The 20,045-nt window shown below is 70.3% G+C and carries 17 protein-coding genes; 12 read left to right on the forward strand and 5 right to left on the reverse strand.

What is annotated here, in order from left to right; all coding sequences use genetic code 11:
- The first annotated feature begins 65 nt into the window (after positions 1 to 65).
- Together ACFYNL_RS10725 and ACFYNL_RS10730 are read left to right on the forward strand one after the other, a co-directional pair.
- Positions 66 to 854 carry a phosphatase gene (locus ACFYNL_RS10725; protein WP_388799905.1) on the forward strand — a complete coding sequence of 263 codons (789 nt, stop codon included), beginning with the start codon at positions 66 to 68 and terminating at the stop codon, positions 852 to 854.
- A gap of 221 nt (positions 855 to 1,075) precedes the next feature.
- Positions 1,076 to 1,726, forward strand: coding sequence for a DedA family protein (locus tag ACFYNL_RS10730; protein WP_388800610.1), 651 nt, complete (start codon positions 1,076 to 1,078; stop codon positions 1,724 to 1,726).
- 93 nt (positions 1,727 to 1,819) lie between these two features.
- On the opposite strand, the gene tesB is transcribed toward ACFYNL_RS10730, so the two are convergent.
- From tesB to ACFYNL_RS10750, 4 genes are all read right to left on the reverse strand, one after another.
- Complete coding sequence (tesB, locus tag ACFYNL_RS10735; protein ID WP_388799908.1) at positions 1,820 to 2,686, reverse strand: acyl-CoA thioesterase II; 867 nt, start codon at positions 2,684 to 2,686, stop codon at positions 1,820 to 1,822.
- A gap of 57 nt (positions 2,687 to 2,743) precedes the next feature.
- Positions 2,744 to 3,901 (reverse strand): acyl-CoA dehydrogenase family protein, encoded by a 1,158-nt coding sequence (locus ACFYNL_RS10740; protein ID WP_388799911.1) that lies wholly within the window; start codon positions 3,899 to 3,901, stop codon positions 2,744 to 2,746.
- A gap of 103 nt (positions 3,902 to 4,004) precedes the next feature.
- The gene (locus ACFYNL_RS10745; RefSeq protein WP_388800613.1) at positions 4,005 to 4,574 is read right to left on the reverse strand and encodes a Uma2 family endonuclease; all 570 of its coding nucleotides are present in this window, start codon (positions 4,572 to 4,574) and stop codon (positions 4,005 to 4,007) included.
- A 56-nt stretch (positions 4,575 to 4,630) separates the two neighbouring features.
- On the reverse strand, positions 4,631 to 5,224 hold the full coding sequence (locus ACFYNL_RS10750) for a TetR/AcrR family transcriptional regulator (RefSeq protein ID WP_388799914.1): 594 nt from the start codon (positions 5,222 to 5,224) through the stop codon (positions 4,631 to 4,633).
- 95 nt (positions 5,225 to 5,319) lie between these two features.
- Here ACFYNL_RS10750 and ACFYNL_RS10755 point away from each other — a divergent pair, with 95 nt between their 5' ends.
- From ACFYNL_RS10755 to ACFYNL_RS10800, 10 genes are all read left to right on the forward strand, one after another.
- On the forward strand, positions 5,320 to 6,936 hold the full coding sequence (locus ACFYNL_RS10755; protein ID WP_388799917.1) for a carboxyl transferase domain-containing protein: 1,617 nt from the start codon (positions 5,320 to 5,322) through the stop codon (positions 6,934 to 6,936).
- Positions 6,937 to 6,950: 14 nt separating this feature from the next.
- Positions 6,951 to 8,879 carry an acetyl-CoA carboxylase biotin carboxylase subunit gene (locus ACFYNL_RS10760; protein WP_388799920.1) on the forward strand — a complete coding sequence of 643 codons (1,929 nt, stop codon included), beginning with the start codon at positions 6,951 to 6,953 and terminating at the stop codon, positions 8,877 to 8,879.
- The gene (locus ACFYNL_RS10765; RefSeq protein ID WP_388799923.1) at positions 8,876 to 9,811 is read left to right on the forward strand and encodes a hydroxymethylglutaryl-CoA lyase; all 936 of its coding nucleotides are present in this window, start codon (positions 8,876 to 8,878) and stop codon (positions 9,809 to 9,811) included. Before ACFYNL_RS10760 ends, ACFYNL_RS10765 begins: the two co-directional genes overlap by 4 nt.
- A gap of 6 nt (positions 9,812 to 9,817) precedes the next feature.
- Positions 9,818 to 10,978, forward strand: a complete 1,161-nt coding sequence (locus ACFYNL_RS10770) for an acyl-CoA dehydrogenase family protein (RefSeq protein WP_388799925.1) — start codon at positions 9,818 to 9,820, stop codon at positions 10,976 to 10,978.
- Between the two features lie 194 nt (positions 10,979 to 11,172).
- Positions 11,173 to 12,219 (forward strand): ABC transporter substrate-binding protein, encoded by a 1,047-nt coding sequence (locus ACFYNL_RS10775; RefSeq protein ID WP_388799928.1) that lies wholly within the window; start codon positions 11,173 to 11,175, stop codon positions 12,217 to 12,219.
- A 122-nt stretch (positions 12,220 to 12,341) separates the two neighbouring features.
- A complete protein-coding gene (locus ACFYNL_RS10780) occupies positions 12,342 to 13,175 on the forward strand; it encodes a siderophore-interacting protein (RefSeq protein ID WP_388799931.1) in 834 nt (277 codons plus the stop codon).
- Positions 13,176 to 13,336: 161 nt separating this feature from the next.
- Positions 13,337 to 14,779, forward strand: a complete 1,443-nt coding sequence (desA, locus tag ACFYNL_RS10785; RefSeq protein ID WP_388799934.1) for a lysine decarboxylase DesA — start codon at positions 13,337 to 13,339, stop codon at positions 14,777 to 14,779.
- Positions 14,763 to 16,049: a lysine N(6)-hydroxylase/L-ornithine N(5)-oxygenase family protein gene (locus ACFYNL_RS10790; protein ID WP_388799937.1), complete on the forward strand. Its 1,287-nt coding sequence runs from the start codon at positions 14,763 to 14,765 to the stop codon at positions 16,047 to 16,049. The genes desA and ACFYNL_RS10790 overlap by 17 nt, the downstream gene beginning before the upstream one ends.
- Positions 16,046 to 16,579 carry a GNAT family N-acetyltransferase gene (locus ACFYNL_RS10795; RefSeq protein ID WP_388799940.1) on the forward strand — a complete coding sequence of 178 codons (534 nt, stop codon included), beginning with the start codon at positions 16,046 to 16,048 and terminating at the stop codon, positions 16,577 to 16,579. Before ACFYNL_RS10790 ends, ACFYNL_RS10795 begins: the two co-directional genes overlap by 4 nt.
- Entirely contained in the window at positions 16,576 to 18,348 is a 1,773-nt protein-coding gene (locus tag ACFYNL_RS10800; protein ID WP_388799943.1) for an IucA/IucC family protein, read from the forward strand. Before ACFYNL_RS10795 ends, ACFYNL_RS10800 begins: the two co-directional genes overlap by 4 nt.
- Before the next feature lie 64 nt (positions 18,349 to 18,412).
- Here ACFYNL_RS10800 and ACFYNL_RS10805 read toward each other — a convergent pair whose 3' ends face one another.
- The gene (locus ACFYNL_RS10805) at positions 18,413 to 20,002 is read right to left on the reverse strand and encodes a beta-N-acetylhexosaminidase (RefSeq protein WP_388799946.1); all 1,590 of its coding nucleotides are present in this window, start codon (positions 20,000 to 20,002) and stop codon (positions 18,413 to 18,415) included.
- Positions 20,003 to 20,045: the final 43 nt, after the last annotated feature.

Raw genomic sequence — 20,045 nt, forward strand, 5'->3', positions numbered from 1 at the left:
TGACGCGCATCGCACGCGCACCGGACGCCGACGTTCGGGCAGTTGTCTGCCTCACAATGGGAACCATGCCGATACCCGGGACACCCAACCGCGCCGAACTCATCGACCACCTCGTCAGTACCCGTATCGCGGGCGATGTCGCGACGCCCCGCGAGAACAACCTCTCCCACTACCGCCAGCTGGCGAACGGCAACCGCCACTACTGGCTCGGCCTGGAACTCGGCGACCGCTGGACCGACGAGCAGGACGTGCTCGCGGTGATGGCGGAGCGGGTCGGTGTGAACGACGACGCGGAGCACCGCCACGGCCAGGACACGATCGATCCCGAGCTGACCGTGGCCGCGCTGGAGCGGATGGCGGCCCGCCTGCGCAAGGCCGCGGACGGCGGGCAGCGCGTGCTGTTCGCCACCGGGCACCCGGGCGGTCTGCTGGACGTCCACCGCGCCACCGCCGCCGCGCTGCGCACGGCGGGCTGCGAGATCGTGGTGATCCCGGAGGGTCTGCAGACGGAGGAGGGGTACGTCATGCAGTTCGCAGACGTGGCGGTCCTCGAACACGGCGCCACCCTCTGGCACACCCACTCCGGTGAGCCGATGAAGGCCATCCTGACGGGGCTCGAACGCGAGGGGCGCCCGCTGCCGGACCTGGTGGTCGCCGACCACGGCTGGGCGGGCTGTGCCGGGCAGCACGGCGTGGACTCGGTCGGCTACGCGGACTGCAACGACCCGGCGCTGTTCCTCGCGGAGGCCGAGGGAACCGTGCAGGTCGTCGTGCCGCTGGACGACCATGTGGTGAGCCCCCGCCACTACGACCCGATGACGGCGTTCCTGCTGGCGGAGGCCGGGCTGGCCTGATCGTGAGGCGACGCCGGTCCAGGGCGGCCCGGCGCGGCGCGCTCGGCGGGACGGACGGGCGGCGTCCGGTCGCCCCACGGCCGTGATGCGGGTCTGCGCAGCCGGGTGTGGGGCCGTCCTCATCGCGCCTTTAGGTCAAGACTTCGTAAAGTGGGCGCATGATCATTGCTGCTGTGTCCGGCGCACCCGTCGGCGGAGTCGCCGGCTGGGCGGCCGACCTCATGGAGAAGTTGGGCGGTCCGGGCGCCGGACTGGCCATCGCCCTGGAGAACCTGTTCCCGCCACTGCCGAGCGAGGTGATCCTGCCGCTGGCCGGGTTCACCGCGAGCCAGGGCCGTATGGACGTCGTCGCCGCCGTCGTCTGGACGACCGCGGGTTCGGTGGTGGGCGCGCTGGCCCTCTATCTGCTCGGCGCGCTCTTCGGCCGGGAACGTCTGATCGCCGTGGCCGCCAAGCTGCCCCTGGTGAAGGTCGCGGACGTGGAGCGGACGGAGGCGTGGTTCCTGCGGCACGGCACCAAGGCCGTCTTCTTCGGCCGCTTCATACCGATCTTCCGCAGCCTCATCTCGATACCGGCCGGTGTGGAACGCATGCGGCTGCCCGCGTTCCTCGCGCTCACCGCGGTGGGCAGCCTCATCTGGAACACCGCCTTCATCTCCGCCGGCTACGCCCTCGGCGCCCGCTGGCACCAGGTCAGCGACCTGGTGGGCCTGTACTCCAAGGTGATCCTGGCGCTCGTGGCCCTGGGGGTCGTCGGGTTCCTGGCCCTGCGGGTGTTCCGCTCGGGCAGCGGCCGACGCCGTGGCGGCGACCGGTCGGCAGAACGTCCGACGGTCACCGCGCAGAGCCCGGGGCGGTACGGCGAGCGGTGAGCCGTCGACGCCGGGTGGTGGGGGGCAGCGGGTCGAAACGGACGGCCGGCCGTCACCGCCGAACCGGCCGGCGATCCGGCGCCCGACGAGCCGTCACCGCGGGACGCGGACCACGCCCTCCTGGATCACCGACACCGCCAGCTGCCCGTCCTGCGTGTAGATGCGGGCCTGTCCCAGGCCGCGCCCCCCGTGCGCGGACGGCGACTCCTGGTCGTACAGGAGCCACTCGTCGGCCCGGAAGGGCCGGTGGAACCACATCGCGTGGTCCAGCGAGGCGCCGACCACGTCCCCGACGGCCCAGCCACCCCGGCCGTGCGCCAGCAGGACCGAGTCGAGCAGGGTCATGTCGGAGACGTACGTGGCGAGTACGACGTGCAGCAGGGGGTCGTCGGCGAGCTTGCCGTTGGTGCGGAACCAGACCTGGGAGTGCGGTTCGCGCGGCTCGCCGAACCGGCCGTACGGCGGCTCGTCGACGTAACGCAGGTCGACCGCCTGGCGTGCCTCCAGGAACCTCTCGACCACCGCCTGATCGAGGTGGCCGTAGCCGCGCAGGCGCTCCTCGGAGGTGGGGAGCGACGCCGGGTCGGGCGCGGCCGGCATCGGGGCCTGGTGGTCCAGCCCTTCCTCGTACGTCTGGAAGGACGCCGACAGCGCGAAGATCGGCTTGCCGTGCTGGACCGCGACGACCCGGCGGGTGGTGAAGGAGCGGCCGTCGCGCATGCGGTCGACGTTGTAGACGATGGGCGCGCCGGGGTCCCCCATGCGCAGGAAGTACGCGTGCAGGGAGTGGGCGTGGCGGTCCCCGGGGACCGTGCGCCCGGCGGCGACCAGCGCCTGGGCCGCGACCTGGCCGCCGAAGACCCGCGGGACGACGGCGGACCGGGACTGGCCGCGGAAGATGTCCTCCTCGATCTGCTCCAGGTCGAGCAGATCGAGGAGGTCCTGCAGTGCCTGGTTCATGGCACCTTTTCTGTGGGCCGGTGACGTGGGGTGCTGGTGGCCGGTGGCTTCCGTGCCTTACAGGCCCATGTCCTTCGCGATGATCGTCTTCATGATCTCGCTGGTGCCGCCGTAGATGCGGTTGACGCGGTTGTCGGCGTACAGGCGGGCGATCGGGTACTCGTTCATGAAGCCGTAGCCGCCGTGCAGCTGCAGGCAGCGGTCGATCACGCGGTGCGCGACCTCGGTGCAGAACAGCTTCGCGGAGGCCGCCTCGGCCGGGGTCAGCTCGCCGGCGTCCAGGGCCTCCAGCGCGCGGTCGGCGACGGCCTCGGCGGCGTCGACCTCGGCCTGGCAGGCGGCCAGCTCGAACTTGGTGTTCTGGAAGGCGGCGACCGGCTTGCCGAAGACGGTGCGCTCCTGGACGTACTGCTTGGCGAACCGCACGGCCGCCTTGGCCTGGGCGTAGGCGCCGAAGGCGATGCCCCAGCGCTCGGAGGCGAGGTTGTGGCCGAGGTAGTAGAAGCCCTTGTTCTCCTCGCCGAGGAGGTCCTCGACGGGCACCTTGACGTCGACGAAGGCCAGCTCGGCGGTGTCGGAGGTCTTCAGGCCCAGCTTGTCGAGCTTGCGGCCCACGGAGTAGCCCTCGGACTTGGTGTCCACGGCGAACAGGGAGATGCCGTGGCGGCGGTCCTCGGCCGTCGGGGCGGCGGTACGGGCGCAGACGATGACGCGGTCGGCGTGGACACCGCCGGTGATGAAGGTCTTGGCGCCGTTGAGGACGTAGTGCGTGCCGTCCTCGGAGAGCTTGGCGGTGGTCTTCATGCCCGCGAGGTCGGAGCCGGTGCCCGGCTCGGTCATCGCCAGCGCCCACATCTCCTCGCCGGAGACGAACTTCGGCAGGAACCGCTTCTTCTGCTCGTCGGTGGCGAGCATCTTGATGTACGGCAGGCCGAGCAGCACGTGCACGCCGGAGCCGCCGAACTGGACGCCCGCGCGGGCCGTCTCCTCGTACATGACGGCTTCGAACTTGTACGAGTCGATGCCGGCGCCGCCGTACTCCTCGTCGACGCGGATGCCGAAGACGCCGAGCTCGGCGAGCTTGTAGTAGAAGTCGCGCGGCGCCTGGCCGGCCGCGAACCACTCGTCGTAGACCGGGACGACCTCGGCCTCGATGAAGGCCCGGATGGTCTCCCGGAACGCCTCGTGATCCTCGTTGAACACCGTACGGCGCACGCCGTCCACCTCCACCGGTACATGTCTAAGCGCTTGCTCACTCAACCGTACCGGCGGGTAGCGAGCGGCGTCCAGGGTGGACCGGCCGTAACGCTCGTCACTCTCATGGTCTGCCGTAGCGGCGGAACTCGGACGTCTCGACGGCCCATGGGCCGAAGGGCACCGAGTCTCCGTAGATGTAGGGATCCTTCTGGGCGTAGCGGCCCTTGCACGGATCGGAATGCACCTCGATCGTGCCAGTACGCGGGTCGACGATCATGTAGTGGGCGATGCCCATGGCCGGGTAGTCGGCGAGCTTCTCGATGTAGTCGTTGTTGGGGTTGGACGGCGAGACGATCTCGACGACCGCGAGGACTTGCGTGGCGTCGACGGCCACACCCTCCTCGTCAAGGACGTCCCGGGGAATGACGACCGCGTCGGGCAAGCGCATACGACCGATTTCCGGGTGCTCGATTTCGGGACCGTTTGCACAGATGTACCCCGGATGAGTGACGGGCACCTGCTCGTTGAGCTGCTCGCGAATGCGGTAGAGCGTGCCCTCGTGACGCTTCGAAGGGCACATCATGGCCAGTATCGGACCGGACGGCCCGATCTCGACGCTCCAAGCCCCTTCGAGTCGCTCGGCGTAGGCCCCGAGTTCTTCGGCGATCGCGCGCATCTTCGCGTAGTCCATGCCCATGGGCCCAGAGTAATGAGCCGAAGGCCCCCCGACAGGCGAGTCGCCCCAGCTCAGCCCCCCGCCGCCCCGAACGCCCCCCGCGCCATCCGGTGCAGCAGCTCCGCCGTGACCCCGCGCCCGGGCAGCGCCCCCGGCCGTCCCAGGTGCGGCGTCGAGTTCAGCAGCCCGAACACCGAGTGCACCGCCGAGCGGGCCGTCGGTTCCGCCAGGTCCGGGTACACCTTGCGGACCACCTCCACCCACAGCTCGACGTACTGCCGCTGGAGCTGGCGCACGAGCTTGCGGTCGCTGTCGCGGAGGCGGTCCAGCTCGCGGTCGTGCAGGGTGATCAGGGGGCGGTCGTCGAGGGCGAAGTCGATGTGGCCCTCGATGAGGGAGTCGAGGACCGCCTCGGGCGGCACCCCGTCGGCCTCCGCCAGCCGCCGCTTCGCGCCCGTCAGCAGCTGGCCGCTGATGCCGACCAGCAGCTCGGCGAGCATGGCGTCCTTGCCGGCGAAGTGCCGGTAGAGACCGGGCCCGCTGATGCCCACGGCGGCGCCTATCTCGTCGACACCGACGCCATGGAAGCCGCGCTCGGCGAAGAGCCGCGCGGCCTCCTTGAGGATCTGTTCGCGGCGGGTCGGGGCGTCGGTTCTGGTGGCCATGCAAGCAATTCTAGACAGGGAGGTTAGCGGTCGTTAACCTGATGGAAATGGTTAACGCTCATTAACAGTCGATCACTGGGTGAGGGGACCGCAGGATGCACGAGGCACCGGAGCTTGCGAGCGCGGCAGATCCCGCGTCGGAGGCCTGGCGGGCCAATGAAGAGGCCCACCGGGCTCTGGTGGAGGAGCTGCACGGCAAGCTCGCCGCCGCCCGGCTGGGAGGCGGCGAGAAGGCGCGCGCCCGGCACACGGCGCGCGGGAAGCTGCTGCCCAGGGACCGGGTCGACACTCTCCTGGATCCCGGCTCCCCCTTCCTGGAGCTCGCTCCCCTCGCCGCCGACGGCATGTACGACGGGCAGGCGCCGGCCGCCGGTGTCATCGCCGGTATCGGACGGGTCAGCGGACGCGAGTGCGTGATCGTCGCCAATGACGCCACGGTCAAGGGCGGCACGTACTACCCGATGACGGTGAAGAAGCACCTGCGCGCGCAGGAGGTGGCCCTGGAGAACCGCCTGCCGTGCCTCTACCTCGTCGACTCCGGTGGCGCCTTCCTGCCCATGCAGGACGAGGTGTTCCCGGACCGCGAGCACTTCGGGCGGATCTTCTACAACCAGGCCCGGATGTCGGGTGCCGGGATCCCGCAGATCGCCGCGGTGCTCGGCTCGTGCACCGCCGGTGGCGCCTACGTCCCGGCCATGAGCGACGAGGCCGTCATCGTCCGCGGCCAGGGCACGATCTTCCTCGGTGGCCCGCCGCTGGTGAAGGCCGCCACCGGCGAGGTCGTCACCGCGGAGGAGCTGGGCGGCGGCGAGGTCCACTCCCGGGTGTCCGGCGTGACCGACCACCTCGCCGAGGACGACGCGCACGCGCTGCGCATCGTGCGGAACATCGTCGCGACCCTGCCCGCGCGCGGGGCGCTCCCCTGGGAGGTCACGCCCGCCGCGGAGCCGAAGGTCGACCCCTACGGCCTGTACGGCGCCGTGCCCGTCGACTCCCGCACGCCCTACGACGTCCGCGAGATCATCGCGCGCGTGGTCGACGGCTCGCGCTTCGCGGAGTTCAAGTCCGAGTTCGGCCAGACCCTCGTCACCGGCTTCGCCCGGATCCACGGCCACCCGGTCGGCATCGTCGCCAACAACGGCATCCTGTTCTCCGAGTCCGCCCAGAAGGGCGCCCACTTCATCGAGCTGTGCGACCAGCGCGGGATCCCGCTGCTCTTCCTGCAGAACATCTCCGGGTTCATGGTCGGCAAGGACTACGAGGCCGGCGGCATCGCCAAGCACGGCGCCAAGATGGTCACGGCGGTGGCCTGCACCCGGGTGCCGAAGCTGACGGTGGTGGTCGGCGGGTCGTACGGCGCCGGCAACTACTCCATGTGCGGCCGGGCGTACTCGCCCCGGTTCCTGTGGATGTGGCCGGGCGCCAAGATCTCCGTGATGGGCGGCGAGCAGGCCGCCTCCGTCCTCGCGACCGTCAAGCGGGACCAGCTGGAGGCGCGCGGCGAGTCGTGGCCCGCCGCGGAGGAGGACACCTTCAAGGCGCCGATCCGCGAGCAGTACGAGCGCCAGGGCAACGCCTACTACGCCACCGCCCGGCTCTGGGACGACGGGGTCATCGACCCGCTGGAGACCCGTCAGGTGCTGGGCCTCGCCCTGACCGCCTGTGCCAACGCGCCCCTGGGTGACCCCCAGTTCGGCGTCTTCCGGATGTGAGGGGGACGGAACCCATGTTCGACACAGTGCTCGTGGCCAACCGGGGCGAGATCGCCGTACGGGTCATCCGTACGCTCCGCTCGCTCGGCGTGCGCTCGGTGGCCGTCTTCTCCGACGCCGACGCCGACGCACGGCATGTACGCGAGGCCGACACGGCGGTACGGATCGGTCCGGCGCCCGCGGCCGAGAGCTATCTGTCCGTGCAGCGGCTGCTGGAGGCGGCGGCGCGGACCGGGGCACAGGCGGTGCACCCCGGCTACGGCTTCCTCGCGGAGAACGCCGACTTCGCGCGCGCCTGCGCCGACGCCGGACTCGTCTTCATCGGACCGCCCGCCGACGCCATCTCCCTGATGGGCGACAAGATCCGTGCCAAGCAGACGGTGAAGGCGGCCGGGGTCCCGGTCGTGCCCGGGTCCAGCGGCAGCGGGCTGACGGACGCCGAACTGGTGGACGCCGCCCGGGAGATCGGCATGCCCGTGCTGCTCAAGCCCTCCGCGGGCGGCGGCGGCAAGGGCATGCGCCTGGTGCGGGACGCTGCGGTGCTCGGGGACGAGATCGCCGCCGCCCGGCGTGAGGCTCGCGCCTCCTTCGGTGACGACACCCTCCTCGTCGAACGGTGGATCGACCGGCCCCGGCACATCGAGATCCAGGTCCTGGCCGACGGCCACGGAGGCGTCGTCCACCTCGGTGAGCGCGAGTGCTCCCTCCAGCGGCGGCACCAGAAGATCATCGAGGAGGCGCCGTCCGTCCTGCTGGACGAGGCCACGCGCGCGTCGATGGGCGAGGCCGCGGTCCAGGCGGCCCGGTCCTGCGGCTACCGGGGCGCGGGCACGGTGGAGTTCATCGTGCCGGGCGGCGACCCCTCCCAGTACTACTTCATGGAGATGAACACCCGGCTCCAGGTGGAGCACCCGGTCACCGAACTCGTCACCGGGCTGGACCTGGTGGAGTGGCAGCTTCGGGTCGCCGCGGGCGAGCCGCTGCCGTTCACGCAGGACGACGTCCGGCTCACCGGCCACGCGATCGAGGCCCGGGTGTGCGCCGAGGACCCCGCGCGCGGGTTCCTGCCGTCGGGCGGCACGGTCCTGAGGCTGCGCGAGCCCCAGGGCGACGGCGTGCGCACCGACTCCGGGCTCAGCGAGGGCACCGAGGTCGGCAGCCTGTACGACCCGATGCTGTCCAAGGTGATCGCGTACGGCCCGGACCGGGCGACGGCGATCCGCAGGCTCCGGGCGGCGCTCGCCGAGACGGTCACGCTGGGCGTGCAGACCAACGCCGGGTTCCTGCGGCGCCTGCTCGCGCATCCGGCGGTCGTGGCGGGCGAGTTGGACACGGGCCTGGTGGAGCGCGAGGTGTCCGACCTGGTCACCACGGAGGTTCCCGACGAGGTCCTCGAAGCGGCGGCGGCCGTACGGCTGGAGGCGCTGCGCCCGAAGGGCGACGGCTGGACGGACCCGTTCTCGGTGCCGAGCGGCTGGCGGCTGGGCGGCGTCGCGAAACCGGTCGCCTTCCCGTTGCGGGTGCAGGAGCCGGTGGAGTACGTCCCGCGCGGCACGCACACCGTCACCGCGGAGCAGGTGTCCGTCCTGCTGGACGGCGTCCGCCACACCTTCCACCGGGCCGGCGACTGGCTCGGCCGCGACGGTGAGGCCTGGCACGTACGCGACCACGACCCGGTGGCCGCGTCCCTGACCGGCGCCGCGCACGCGGGCGCCGACTCCCTGACCGCGCCCATGCCCGGCACGGTGACGGTCGTGAAGGTCGCGGTCGGCGACGAGGTGAGCGCGGGTCAGAGTCTGCTGGTGGTGGAGGCGATGAAGATGGAACACGTCATCTCCGCGCCGCACGCCGGGACGGTCGCCGCGCTGGATGTGACGCCGGGCGCCACGGTCGCCATGGACCAGGTGCTCGCGGTCATCGAGCCGGTGGAGGAGGAGCGATGACCCTGCCGATGACGGTGCCCGCGCCGAACCTGCCCGCCCGGGTGCGGATCCATGAGGTCGGCGCGCGCGACGGCCTGCAGAACGAGAAGTCGAGCGTGCCGACCGAGGTCAAGGCGGAGTTCGTCCACCGGCTCGCCGAGGCGGGGCTGACGACGATCGAGGCCACCAGCTTCGTCCACCCCAAGTGGGTGCCCCAGCTCGCCGACGCCGAGCGGCTGTTCCCGCTCGTCAGCGGCCTGGAGGGGGTGCAGCTGCCCGTCCTGGTGCCCAACGACCGCGGCCTGGACCGCGCCTTGGCGCTGGGTGCCCGGCGGGTCGCCGTCTTCGCCAGTGCCACGGAGTCCTTCGCCAAGGCCAACCTGAACCGCACCCTGGACGAGTCGCTGGCGGTGTTCGAGCCGGTCGTGGCCCGGGCCAAGGACGAGGGCCTCCATGTCCGCGGCTATGTGTCCATGTGCTTCGGCGACCCGTGGGAGGGCGCGGTCCCCGTCCCCCAGGTGGTGCGCGTGTGCACGGCACTGCGGGACATGGGCTGCGACGAGCTGAGCCTCGGCGACACGATCGGGGTCGCCACGCCCGGCCATGTGCGCGCGCTCCTGCGCGCGCTGAACGCGGAGGGGGTGCCGACCGACGTCGTCGGCGTCCACTTCCACGACACCTACGGCCAGGCGCTGGCCAACACCTACGCCGCCCTGGAGCACGGTGTCACGACCGTCGACGCCTCCGCCGGCGGCCTGGGCGGCTGCCCGTACGCCAAGTCCGCCACCGGCAACCTCGCCACGGAGGACCTCGTGTGGATGCTGCGGGGCCTCGGCATCGACACCGGAGTCGACCTCGGCCGCCTCGTCGCCACGAGCGCGTGGATGGCCGAGCAACTGGGCCGACCCAGCCCGTCCCGCACCGTCCGAGCCCTCTCCCACAAGGAGCACTGAACAGCCATGAACCACCGTCTCTCCCCCGAACTGGAGGAACTGCGCCGCACGGTGGAGCAGTTCGCGCACGACGTCGTGGCGCCGAAGATCGGCGACTTCTACGAGCGTCACGAGTTCCCGTACGAGATCGTCCGGGAGATGGGCCGCATGGGCCTGTTCGGTCTGCCGTTCCCGGAGGAGTACGGCGGCATGGGCGGGGACTACCAGGCCCTCGGGGTGGCGCTGGAGGAGCTGGCCCGCGTCGACTCCTCGGTCGCCATCACCCTGGAGGCGGGCGTCTCGCTCGGTGCGATGCCGATCCACCTCTTCGGCACAGAGGAGCAGAAGCGGCAGTGGCTGCCGAGACTGTGCTCCGGCGAGATCCTCGGCGCCTTCGGGCTCACCGAGCCGGACGGCGGCTCCGACGCGGGGGCGACCCGTACGACGGCCCGGCTCGACGCGGAGACGAACGAGTGGGTGATCAACGGCACGAAGTGCTTCATCACCAACTCGGGCACGGACATCACGGGCCTGGTCACCGTCACGGCGGTCACCGGCCGCAAGCCCGACGGAAGGCCGCTGATCTCCGCGATCATCGTCCCGTCCGGCACGCCGGGCTTCACGGTCGCCGCCCCCTACTCCAAGGTCGGCTGGAACGCCTCCGACACCCGCGAGCTGTCCTTCTCCGATGTCCGCGTCCCGGCCGCCAACCTCCTGGGTGAGGAGGGCCGCGGCTACGCCCAGTTCCTGCGCATCCTGGACGAGGGCCGGATCGCCATCGCGGCGCTGGCGACGGGTCTGGCGCAGGGCTGTGTCGACGAGTCGGTGAAGTACGCCAAGGAGCGCCACGCCTTCGGCCGCCCCATCGGCGCCAACCAGGCGATCCAGTTCAAGATCGCCGACATGGAGATGAAGGCGCACACGGCGCGTCTGGCCTGGCGCGACGCCGCCTCGCGCCTGGTGGCCGGGGAACCCTTCAAGAAGGAGGCGGCTCTCGCGAAGCTGTACTCGTCGACGGTGGCGGTGGACAACGCCCGGGACGCCACTCAGATCCACGGCGGCTACGGCTTCATGAACGAGTACCCCGTCGCGCGTATGTGGCGGGACTCCAAGATCCTGGAGATCGGCGAGGGCACCAGCGAGGTGCAGCGGATGCTGATCGCCCGGGAGTTGGGGCTCGCGGGCTGACGCCTACGGCACACGCGAGGCCCAACTTTGCCTGAATGCAAGGAAGTTGGGCCTCGCAGGCTGAGACGCCGGGCCTCGCAGGGCACACCCGGTTGGGAAAGCAAGGCCCCCGCCACTGGACATCAGCTCAGGTTAGGCTAACCTACCTTCGAATTGTCCGCGGGTGATCCGCCCTGTTCGAAAGCAGCGTAGCCATGTCCAACGCCAGAGCCACCCACCTCACCCGTCGCGGCGTCCTCGCCGCCGGCGGCGCCCTCGGCCTCGGGGCCGTGCTCGCAGCCTGCGGGGACGGCGACGCCAAGAACGGTGGTTCGGACGACGCCACGACGGCCGCCAAGTCCGGCCCCTGGACGTTCAAGGACGACCGCGGGACCACCGTGAAGCTCGACAAGGTGCCCACGAAGATCGTCGCCTTCGTCGGCGTCGCGGCCGCCCTGTACGACTACGGCATCGAGGTCAAGGGCGTCTTCGGGCCCACCAAGACGCAGGACGGCAAGGCCGACGTGCAGGCCGGCGACATGGACGTCAGCAAGCTGACCGTCTTCGGCAACGTCTGGGACCAGTTCAACGTCGAGAAGTACGCGGCGTTCGCCCCCGAGGTCCTCATCTCCACGACCTTCGACAGCGCCGGCACCCTCTGGTACGTCCCCGAGGCGTCCAAGGACAAGATCGCCAAGCTCGCCCCGAGCGCGGCCATCTCCGCCTACGACCGCCAGCTGACCAAGCCGCTGGAGCGGATGTGGGAGCTGGCCGAGTCCCTCGGCGCGGACCTGAAGGCCGACAAGGTCGCCCAGTCCAAGAAGGACTTCGAGGCGGCGGCGGAGCGGCTGCGCAAGGCCGCGAAGGCCCGCCCCGAGATCAAGGTGATGGCCGGTTCCGCGAGCCAGGACCTGTTCTACGTCTCCGGCACCAACCTCTCCATCGACCTGGAGTACTTCAAGGCCCTCGGCGTGAACTTCGTCGAGCCGCCGGAGAGCGCCAAGAAGCCGGGCGGCGGCTGGTACGAGTCGCTGAGCTGGGAGAACGTCGACAAGTACCCGGCCGACATCATCATGATGGACGACCGCTCCTCGACCATCCAGCCGGCCGACATCACCGAGGCGACCTGGAAGAAGCTGCCGGCGGTCAAGGCCGGTCAGGTCATCGGCCGTTCGCCCGAGCCGATCCTCTCGTACGCCAAGTGCACGCCGCTGCTCACCAGCCTCGCCGAGGCCATCGAGAAGGCCAAGAAGGTCAGCTGACCAGGCCCCAGCCGCCCGGGGAGCCGTGGGCCGCCGCGGCCGCCCGCGCCCACGCGACGGAGCCGCACACCGATCCGCGGCCCCCGGGCAGGCACCCCTGACGCCGATTCAGGAGTTACCCCATGACCACAGCCGTAGCCGCCCCGTTCCGGTTCTTCTCCCTGCACGTCGTACGGACGCGGCGGCTCGGTCCGTCCATGGTCCGGGTCACCTTCGGCGGGGACGATCTGCGGTACTTCTTCTCCGACGGGCACGACCAGTCCCTGTCGCTGTTCCTGCCGCATCCGGGCCAGAGCGAGCCGCGGGTTCCCCTGGAGCTCGGTGACGGCTGGTGGCAGGGCTGGCGTGAACTCCCGGACGACGTACGGGCCGTGATGCGGTCGTACACGCTGCGCGCGATGCGCCGGGACCCCGACGAGATCGACATCGACTTCGTCCTGCACACCCCGGCCGGCCCCGCCTCGCGGTGGGCCGCTCGCGCCGCCGCGGGTGACCGGGTCCTGCTGCTCGGCCCGGCGATCGCCGACAACCGGGCGATCCGGTTCCGGCCGCCGGCGGACACCGACCTGGTGGTGATCTGGGGCGACGAGACCGCCGTACCCGCCGTCTCGGCCATCCTCGAAGCCCTGCCCGTCGGCACCCGCGCCCGGGTCTGGCTGGAGGTGCACGACGCCGGGGCCATGCAGGACATGGTGACCGTGGCGGACGCGGAGATCACCTGGCTGGTCCGGGAGGAGACCCGCGCCGAGGGCTCCCCCATGGCCCTCGACGCGATCCGCGCCGCCCGGCTCCCCGCCGCCGAGCACCCGTACGTCTGGATCGCGGGCGAGTCCGGCAGCGTGAAGGCGTTGCGCCGGCACTTCGTCGGCGAGCGCGGCGTCGACCGCCGGCGGGTCACCTTCGTGGGGTACTGGCGCCAGGGGCTGACCGAGGAACAGCTGCGCGAGCAGGGCTGAGCGCCCACGAAACCAAGGCAATTGGGCGTCCACTGCGACCGAAGTGATCGCAGTCACCCTTGATGCCGCCCTCATCCAAGGTCACTTAGGTTAGGCTAACCTAAGTTGAACCCTTCATTCCCCACAGCACCCACGGCCCGTCCCCACCGGAGGACCTCCCCATGCGCTCGCACCTGCTCAACGACACGACCGCGGAGCAGTACCGCCGTTCCGTGACCGAAGGCATCGAGCGGGTGGCGGCCAAACTCGCCACCACCGACCGTCCGTTCACCGGCGTCACGGTCGACGACCTCGCCCCCACCATCGACGCGATCGACCTCGACAAGCCGCTGCTGGACACCGCCGCGGTCCTCGACGAGCTCGAGGACGTCTACCTCCGGGACGCGATCTACTTCCACCACCCCCGCTACCTCGCCCACCTCAACTGCCCGGTCGTCATCCCGGCCGTGCTCGGCGAGGCGATCCTCTCCGCCGTCAACTCCTCGCTGGACACCTGGGACCAGTCGGCCGGCGGCACCCTCATCGAGCGCAGGCTCATCGACTGGACGACGGAGCGCATAGGGCTGGGCGAGAACGCCGACGGCGTCTTCACCTCCGGGGGCACCCAGTCCAACCTCCAAGCCCTGCTCCTGGCCCGCGAGGAGGCGAAGAGCAACTCCTTCGCCGACCTGCGCATCTTCGCCTCCGAGGTCAGCCACTTCAGCGTGAAGAAGTCGGCGAAACTGCTCGGCCTGGACCAGGACGCCGTGGTCTCCATCCCGGTCGACCACGACAAGCGCATGCAGACCGTCGCCCTCGCCCACGAGCTGGAGCGCTGCCGGAAGGACGGCCTCGTCCCCATGGCGGTCGTCGCCACCGCCGGCACCACCGACTTCGGGTCCATCGACCCGCTGCCCGAGATCGCCGAGCTGTGCGAGCAGTTCGGCGCCTGGATGCACGTGGACGCGGCGTACGGCTGCGGTCTGCTCGCGAGCCTCAAGTACCGGCACCGCATCGACGGCATCGAGCGTGCCGACTCGGTCACCGTCGACTACCACAAGTCCTTCTTCCAGCCGGTGAGTTCCTCCGCCGTGCTGGTCCGCGACGCCTCGACCCTGCGCCACGCCACCTACCACGCGGAGTACCTCAACCCGCGCCGCATGGTGCACGAGCGCATCCCCAACCAGGTCGACAAGTCCCTCCAGACCACCCGCCGCTTCGACGCCCTCAAGCTGTGGGTGACCCTGCGGACCATGGGCGCCGACGGCATCGGGCAGCTCTTCGACGAGGTCTGCGACCTGGCCGTGGAGGGCTGGAAGCTGCTGGCCGCCGACCCGCGTTTCGACGTCGTGGTCGAGCCGACCCTCTCCACCCTGGTCTTCCGCTACATCCCGGCGGCCGTCACCGACCCGGCCGAGATCGACCGCGCCAACCTGTACGCCCGCAAGGCCCTGTTCGCCTCCGGCGACGCCGTGGTCGCGGGCACCAAGGTGGGCGCCCGCCACTACCTGAAGTTCACCCTGCTCAACCCCGAGACGAAGGCGGCCGACATCGCCGCCGTCCTCGACCTGATCGCCGGCCACGCCGAGCAGTACCTGGGAGAGTCCCTTGACCGCGCGTCCTGAAAACCCGTCCTCTTTTCCTGCGACTCATGACTTCGTGGGGATCGGGCTCGGCCCGTTCAACCTCGGCCTCGCCTGCCTGACCGAGCCGATCGACGAGCTCGACGGTGTCTTCCTGGAGTCCAAGCCGGACTTCGAGTGGCACGCGGGCATGTTCCTGGACGGCGCCCACCTGCAGACGCCGTTCATGTCGGACCTGGTCACCCTGGCGGACCCGACCTCGCCGTACTCCTTCCTGAACTACCTGAAGGAGAAGGGCCGGCTGTACTCGTTCTACATCCGCGAGAACTTCTACCCGCTGCGGGTCGAGTACGACGACTACTGCCGCTGGGCCGCGAACCAGCTGAGCAGCATCCGCTTCGGCACGACGGTGACGGAAGTCCGCTACGAGGACGAGCTGTACGTCGTGCACACCGCCGCCGGTGACACCTACCGCGCCCGCCACCTGGTCCTCGGTACGGGCACCCCGCCCCACATACCCGAGGCGTGCCGGGGCCTGGGCGGCGACTTCATCCACAACTCCCGCTATCTCCAGCACAAGGCGGAGCTGCAGAAGAAGGACTCGATCACCCTGGTCGGCTCCGGCCAGTCGGCCGCCGAGATCTACTACGACCTGCTCAGCGAGATCGACGTCCACGGCTACCGGCTGAACTGGGTCACCCGCTCCCCGCGCTTCTTCCCGCTGGAGTACACCAAGCTCACGCTGGAGATGACGTCACCGGAGTACGTCGACTACTTCCGCGAGCTGCCGGAGGCCACCCGCTACCGGCTCACCGCCGAGCAGAAGGGCCTGTTCAAGGGCATCGACGGCGACCTGATCAACGAGATCTTCGACCTGCTCTACCAGAAGAACCTCGGCGGCCCGGTCCCCACCCGGCTGCTCACCAACTCCGCCCTGACCAGCGCGGTGTACGAGAACGGCACGTACACCCTCGGCTTCCGCCAGGAGGAGCAGCGCAAGGACTTCGAGCTCAACTCGCAGGGTCTCGTCCTGGCGACCGGCTACAAGTACGCCGAGCCCGAGTTCCTGGCACCCGTCAAGGACCGCCTGGTCTACGACTCCCAGGGCAACTTCGACGTCGCCCGCAACTACGCCGTCGACGTCACCGGCCGCGGCGTGTTCCTGCAGAACGCCGGCGTGCACACGCACAGCATCACCAGCCCCGACCTGGGCATGGGCCCGTACCGGAACGCGTACATCATCCGCGAGCTGCTCGGCACCGAGTACTACCCCGTCGAGAAGACGATCGCGTTCCAGGAGTTCTCCGTATGACGTTCACGTTCCGCCCCCTCGACCCCCTGCAGGACGCCGAGCTCCTGCACGCCTGGGTGACCCATCCCAAGGCGGCCTTCTGGATGATGCAGGACGCGCGGCTGGAGGACGTCGAGCGTGCCTACATGGAGATCGCGGCCGACGAGCACCACCACGCCCTGCTCGGCCTCGACGAGGACGGCGTTCCCGCCTTCCTGATGGAGAAGTACGACCCCGCCCACCGGGAGCTGGTCGGCCTGTACGAGCCCCAGCCGGGTGACGTCGGCATGCACTTCCTCACCCCCGCGACCGACAAGCCCGTGCACGGGTTCACGAGGTCCGTCATCACCGCCGTGATGGCGCACCTGTTCGAGGACCCCCAGGTGCGGCGCGTCGTCGTGGAGCCCGACGTCTCCAACAAGGCCGTCCACGCCCTGAACGAGGCCGTCGGTTTCGTGCCCGAGCGCGAGATCCAGAAGCCGGAGAAGAAGGCGTTGCTGAGCTTCTGCACCCGTGAGCAGTTCGAGGCCGCCCGAGGAGTAGCCGTATGACCCTGTCCGACGCCGTGGCGCATCTGTCCCCCCACCGCTGGGCGCGGGCCAACCGCCTCCTGATCCGCAAGGCGCTCGCCGAGTTCGCGCACGAGCGCCTGATCACGCCGGAGGCCGGCGACGACGGCACGTACGTCGTCCGCAGCGACGACGGCCTGACGCGGTACACCTTCACGGCCGTGATCCGCGCCCTGGACCACTGGCAGGTCGACGCCGACTCGATCACCCGCCACCGTGACGGGTCCGAACTCCCGCTCGCCGCGCTGGACTTCTTCATCGAGCTGCAGAAGTCGCTCGGCCTGAGCGACGAGATCCTGCCCGTCTACCTGGAGGAGATCTCCTCCACCCTCTCCGGCACCTGCTACAAGCTCACCAAGCCGCAGGTTACGGTCGCCGAGCTGGTCGGGTCCGGCTTCCAGGCCATCGAGACCGGTATGACCGAGGGCCACCCCTGCTTCGTGGCCAACAACGGGCGGCTCGGCTTCGGCATCCACGAGTACCTCGCGTACGCCCCCGAGACGGCGAGCCCCGTCCGCCTGGTCTGGCTCGCGGCCCACCGCTCGCGTGCCGCGTTCACGGCCGGTGTCGGCATCGAGTACGAGACCTTCGTACGGCAGGAGCTGGGCGAGGAGACCGTCGAGCGCTTCCACGGCGTCCTGCGCGAGCAGGACCTCGACCCCGCCGACTACCTCCTCATCCCCGTCCACCCGTGGCAGTGGTGGAACAAGCTCGCCGTCACCTTCGCCGCCGAGGTCGCCCGCCGCCACCTCGTCGTCCTGGGCGAGGGCGACGACGAGTACCTGGCCCAGCAGTCCATCCGGACGTTCTTCAACCGCACCAGCCCCGAGAAGCACTACGTGAAGACGGCCCTGTCCGTCATCAACATGGGCTTCATGCGCGGACTGTCGGCCGCCTACATGGAGGCCACTCCCGCGATCAACGACTGGCTGGTCCAGCTCATCGACAACGACCCGGTCCTGCGGTCCACCGGTCTGTCGATCATCCGCGAACGCGCCGCCGTGGGCTACCGGCACCTGGAGTACGAGGCGGCGACGGACCGCTACTCGCCGTACCGCAAGATGCTGGCCGCGCTGTGGCGCGAGAGCCCGGTGCCGCAGCTGAAGGAGGGCGAGTCGCTGGCCACGATGGCCTCCCTCGTCCACGTCGACCACGAGGGCGCCTCCTTCGCGGGCGCGCTGATCGAGCGGTCGGGGCTGGCCCCGACGGAGTGGCTGCGCCGGTACCTGAAGGCGTACTTCACTCCCCTGCTGCACAGCTTCTACGCCTACGACCTGGTCTTCATGCCGCACGGCGAGAACGTGATCCTCGTCCTGAAGGACGGCGTCGTCGAGCGCGCGATCTACAAGGACATCGCCGAGGAGATCGCCGTCATGGACCCGGACGCGGTGCTGCCGCCGACGGTCGAGCGGGTCCGGGTGGACGTGCCCGAGGACACGAAGCTGCTGTCCGTCTTCACAGACGTCTTCGACTGCTTCTTCCGCTTCCTCGCCGCGAACCTCGCCGCCGAGGGGATCCTGGAGGAGGACGACTTCTGGCGCACGGTCGCCGAAGTCACCCGGGACTACCAGCGCTCGGTGCCCGAGCTGGCCGACAAGTTCGCGCAGTACGACATGTTCGCCCCCGAGTTCGCGCTGTCGTGCCTCAACCGCCTCCAGCTGCGCAACAACCAGCAGATGGTCGACCTGTCGGACCCGGCCGGCGCCCTGCAGCTGGTCGGCACCCTGAAGAACCCCATCGCGGGGCTGTGATCAACGGCCCCCACGGACGGGCGGGCACCCCGGAGTACGGTCCTCCGGGGTGCCCGTCGGCATGTCAGCCCCGCGCGGCGGGCCAGGGGACCTGCGGCGACCGGTAGTACCCGATCCCCAGCGCCTCCCACCGCGGCCCCTGCGCGGCGAGCCGCAGCCGGTAGCCGTCCCAGTCATGCGTGGAGGCCGGCGACCAGCCCAGCTCGGCCACGCCCGCCAGTCTCGGGAAGGCCATGTACTCGATGTCCGCGGACTTCGTGATCGTCTCCGTCCACAGCGGTGCCTCCACACCCCTGATGGCCGAAGCGGGCGCCCCCGGCAGGTAGTCGCCCGGATCCCAGTCGTAGGACCGCCGTACCTCCACCAGGCCCGCCCAGTCCAGGCCCAGCTCGGTGTCGGCCGTGTACTTCATGTCCAGGTAGATCCGGTCGGCGGGCGAGAGAACGATCCCCGTCCCGTTCCGTGCGGCCTTCGCCACCTGCGCCTTCTCCTCGGCACTCGTACCGTCGAGCCCCCAGTACTGGGCGAGCGCCCCCTGCGCCGGAGTCGCCCCGGTCAGCTGGTGCCAGCCGACCACCGTCTTTCCGTACTCGGCGACGATGGGCTGCACCCGCTCCATGAACGCCGCATAGTCCTGGTGGCTGGTGGAGTGCGCCTCGTCCCCGCCGATGTGCAGGTACCGGCCCGGCGTGAGCGCGGCGAGCTCCCGGATCACGTCGTCCACGAAGTCGTACGTGATGTCCTTGCCGACGCACAGCGAGCTGAAGCCGACCTCGGTGCCGGTGTACAGCGGGGGCGCCACGCCGTCGCAGTTCAGCTCGGCGTAGGAGGCGAGCGCCGCGTTCGTGTGGCCGGGCATGTCGATCTCGGGGACGACCTCCAGGTAGCGGGCGGACGCGTACCGGACGATCTCCTTGTAGTCGGCCTTGCTGTAGTGGCCGCCGGGGCCGCCGCCGACCTGCGTCGAGCCGCCGTAGGTCGCCAGGCGCGGCCAGGAGTCGACGGCGATGCGCCAGCCCTGGTCGTCGCTGAGGTGCAGATGCAGCTTGTTGATCTTGTAGAGGGCGAGTTGGTCGATGTAGCGCTTGACCTGGTCGACGGTGAAGAAGTGCCGGGAGACGTCGAGCATGGCGCCGCGCCAGCCGTAGCGCGGGGTGTCCTTGATCGTGCCGCCCGCGACCAGCCAGGGGCCCGGCTGCACGGAGTCCTTCTCGACGGCCGCCGGGAGCAGCTGGCGCAGCGTCTGCACGCCGTGGAAGAGGCCGGCGGGCTTCGCGGCGGTGATGGTGACGCCCTTGCGGCCGCTGTCGAGGCGGTAGCCCTCGGTGCCGAACGCGCCCTCGGCCAGGCGCAGCCGGATGCCGCCGCCGGTGTGGGTGGTGACGGGGAGGCGGTAGCCGGTGGAGGGGCGCAGGACTGTGGCGAGGTACTCGCCGATCCGGCGCGCCTCGGGGGAGTCGTCGACGCGGATGCGGGTGCCGGGGGTGATGCGGTACGGGGATCCGCCGGGGGCGACCGACGCGGGCGCGGGGACCACGCGGTCGAGCGGGGCGGAGGATGCCGGTGGTGGGGGAGCCGCGCCTGTCAGGCAGACGCCCGTCGCGACCAGCAGCAGGGAACCGAGAAGGCGAAGCGTTCTGTGGTGCTGTCTCACACGGCCAGCTCTCACAAGCGTGTCCCTTCCATGAGCCGTTGAG

The sequence above is a fragment of the Streptomyces sp. NPDC007808 genome, assembly GCF_042868655.1.
Taxonomy (GTDB): Bacteria; Actinomycetota; Actinomycetes; order Streptomycetales; family Streptomycetaceae; genus Streptomyces.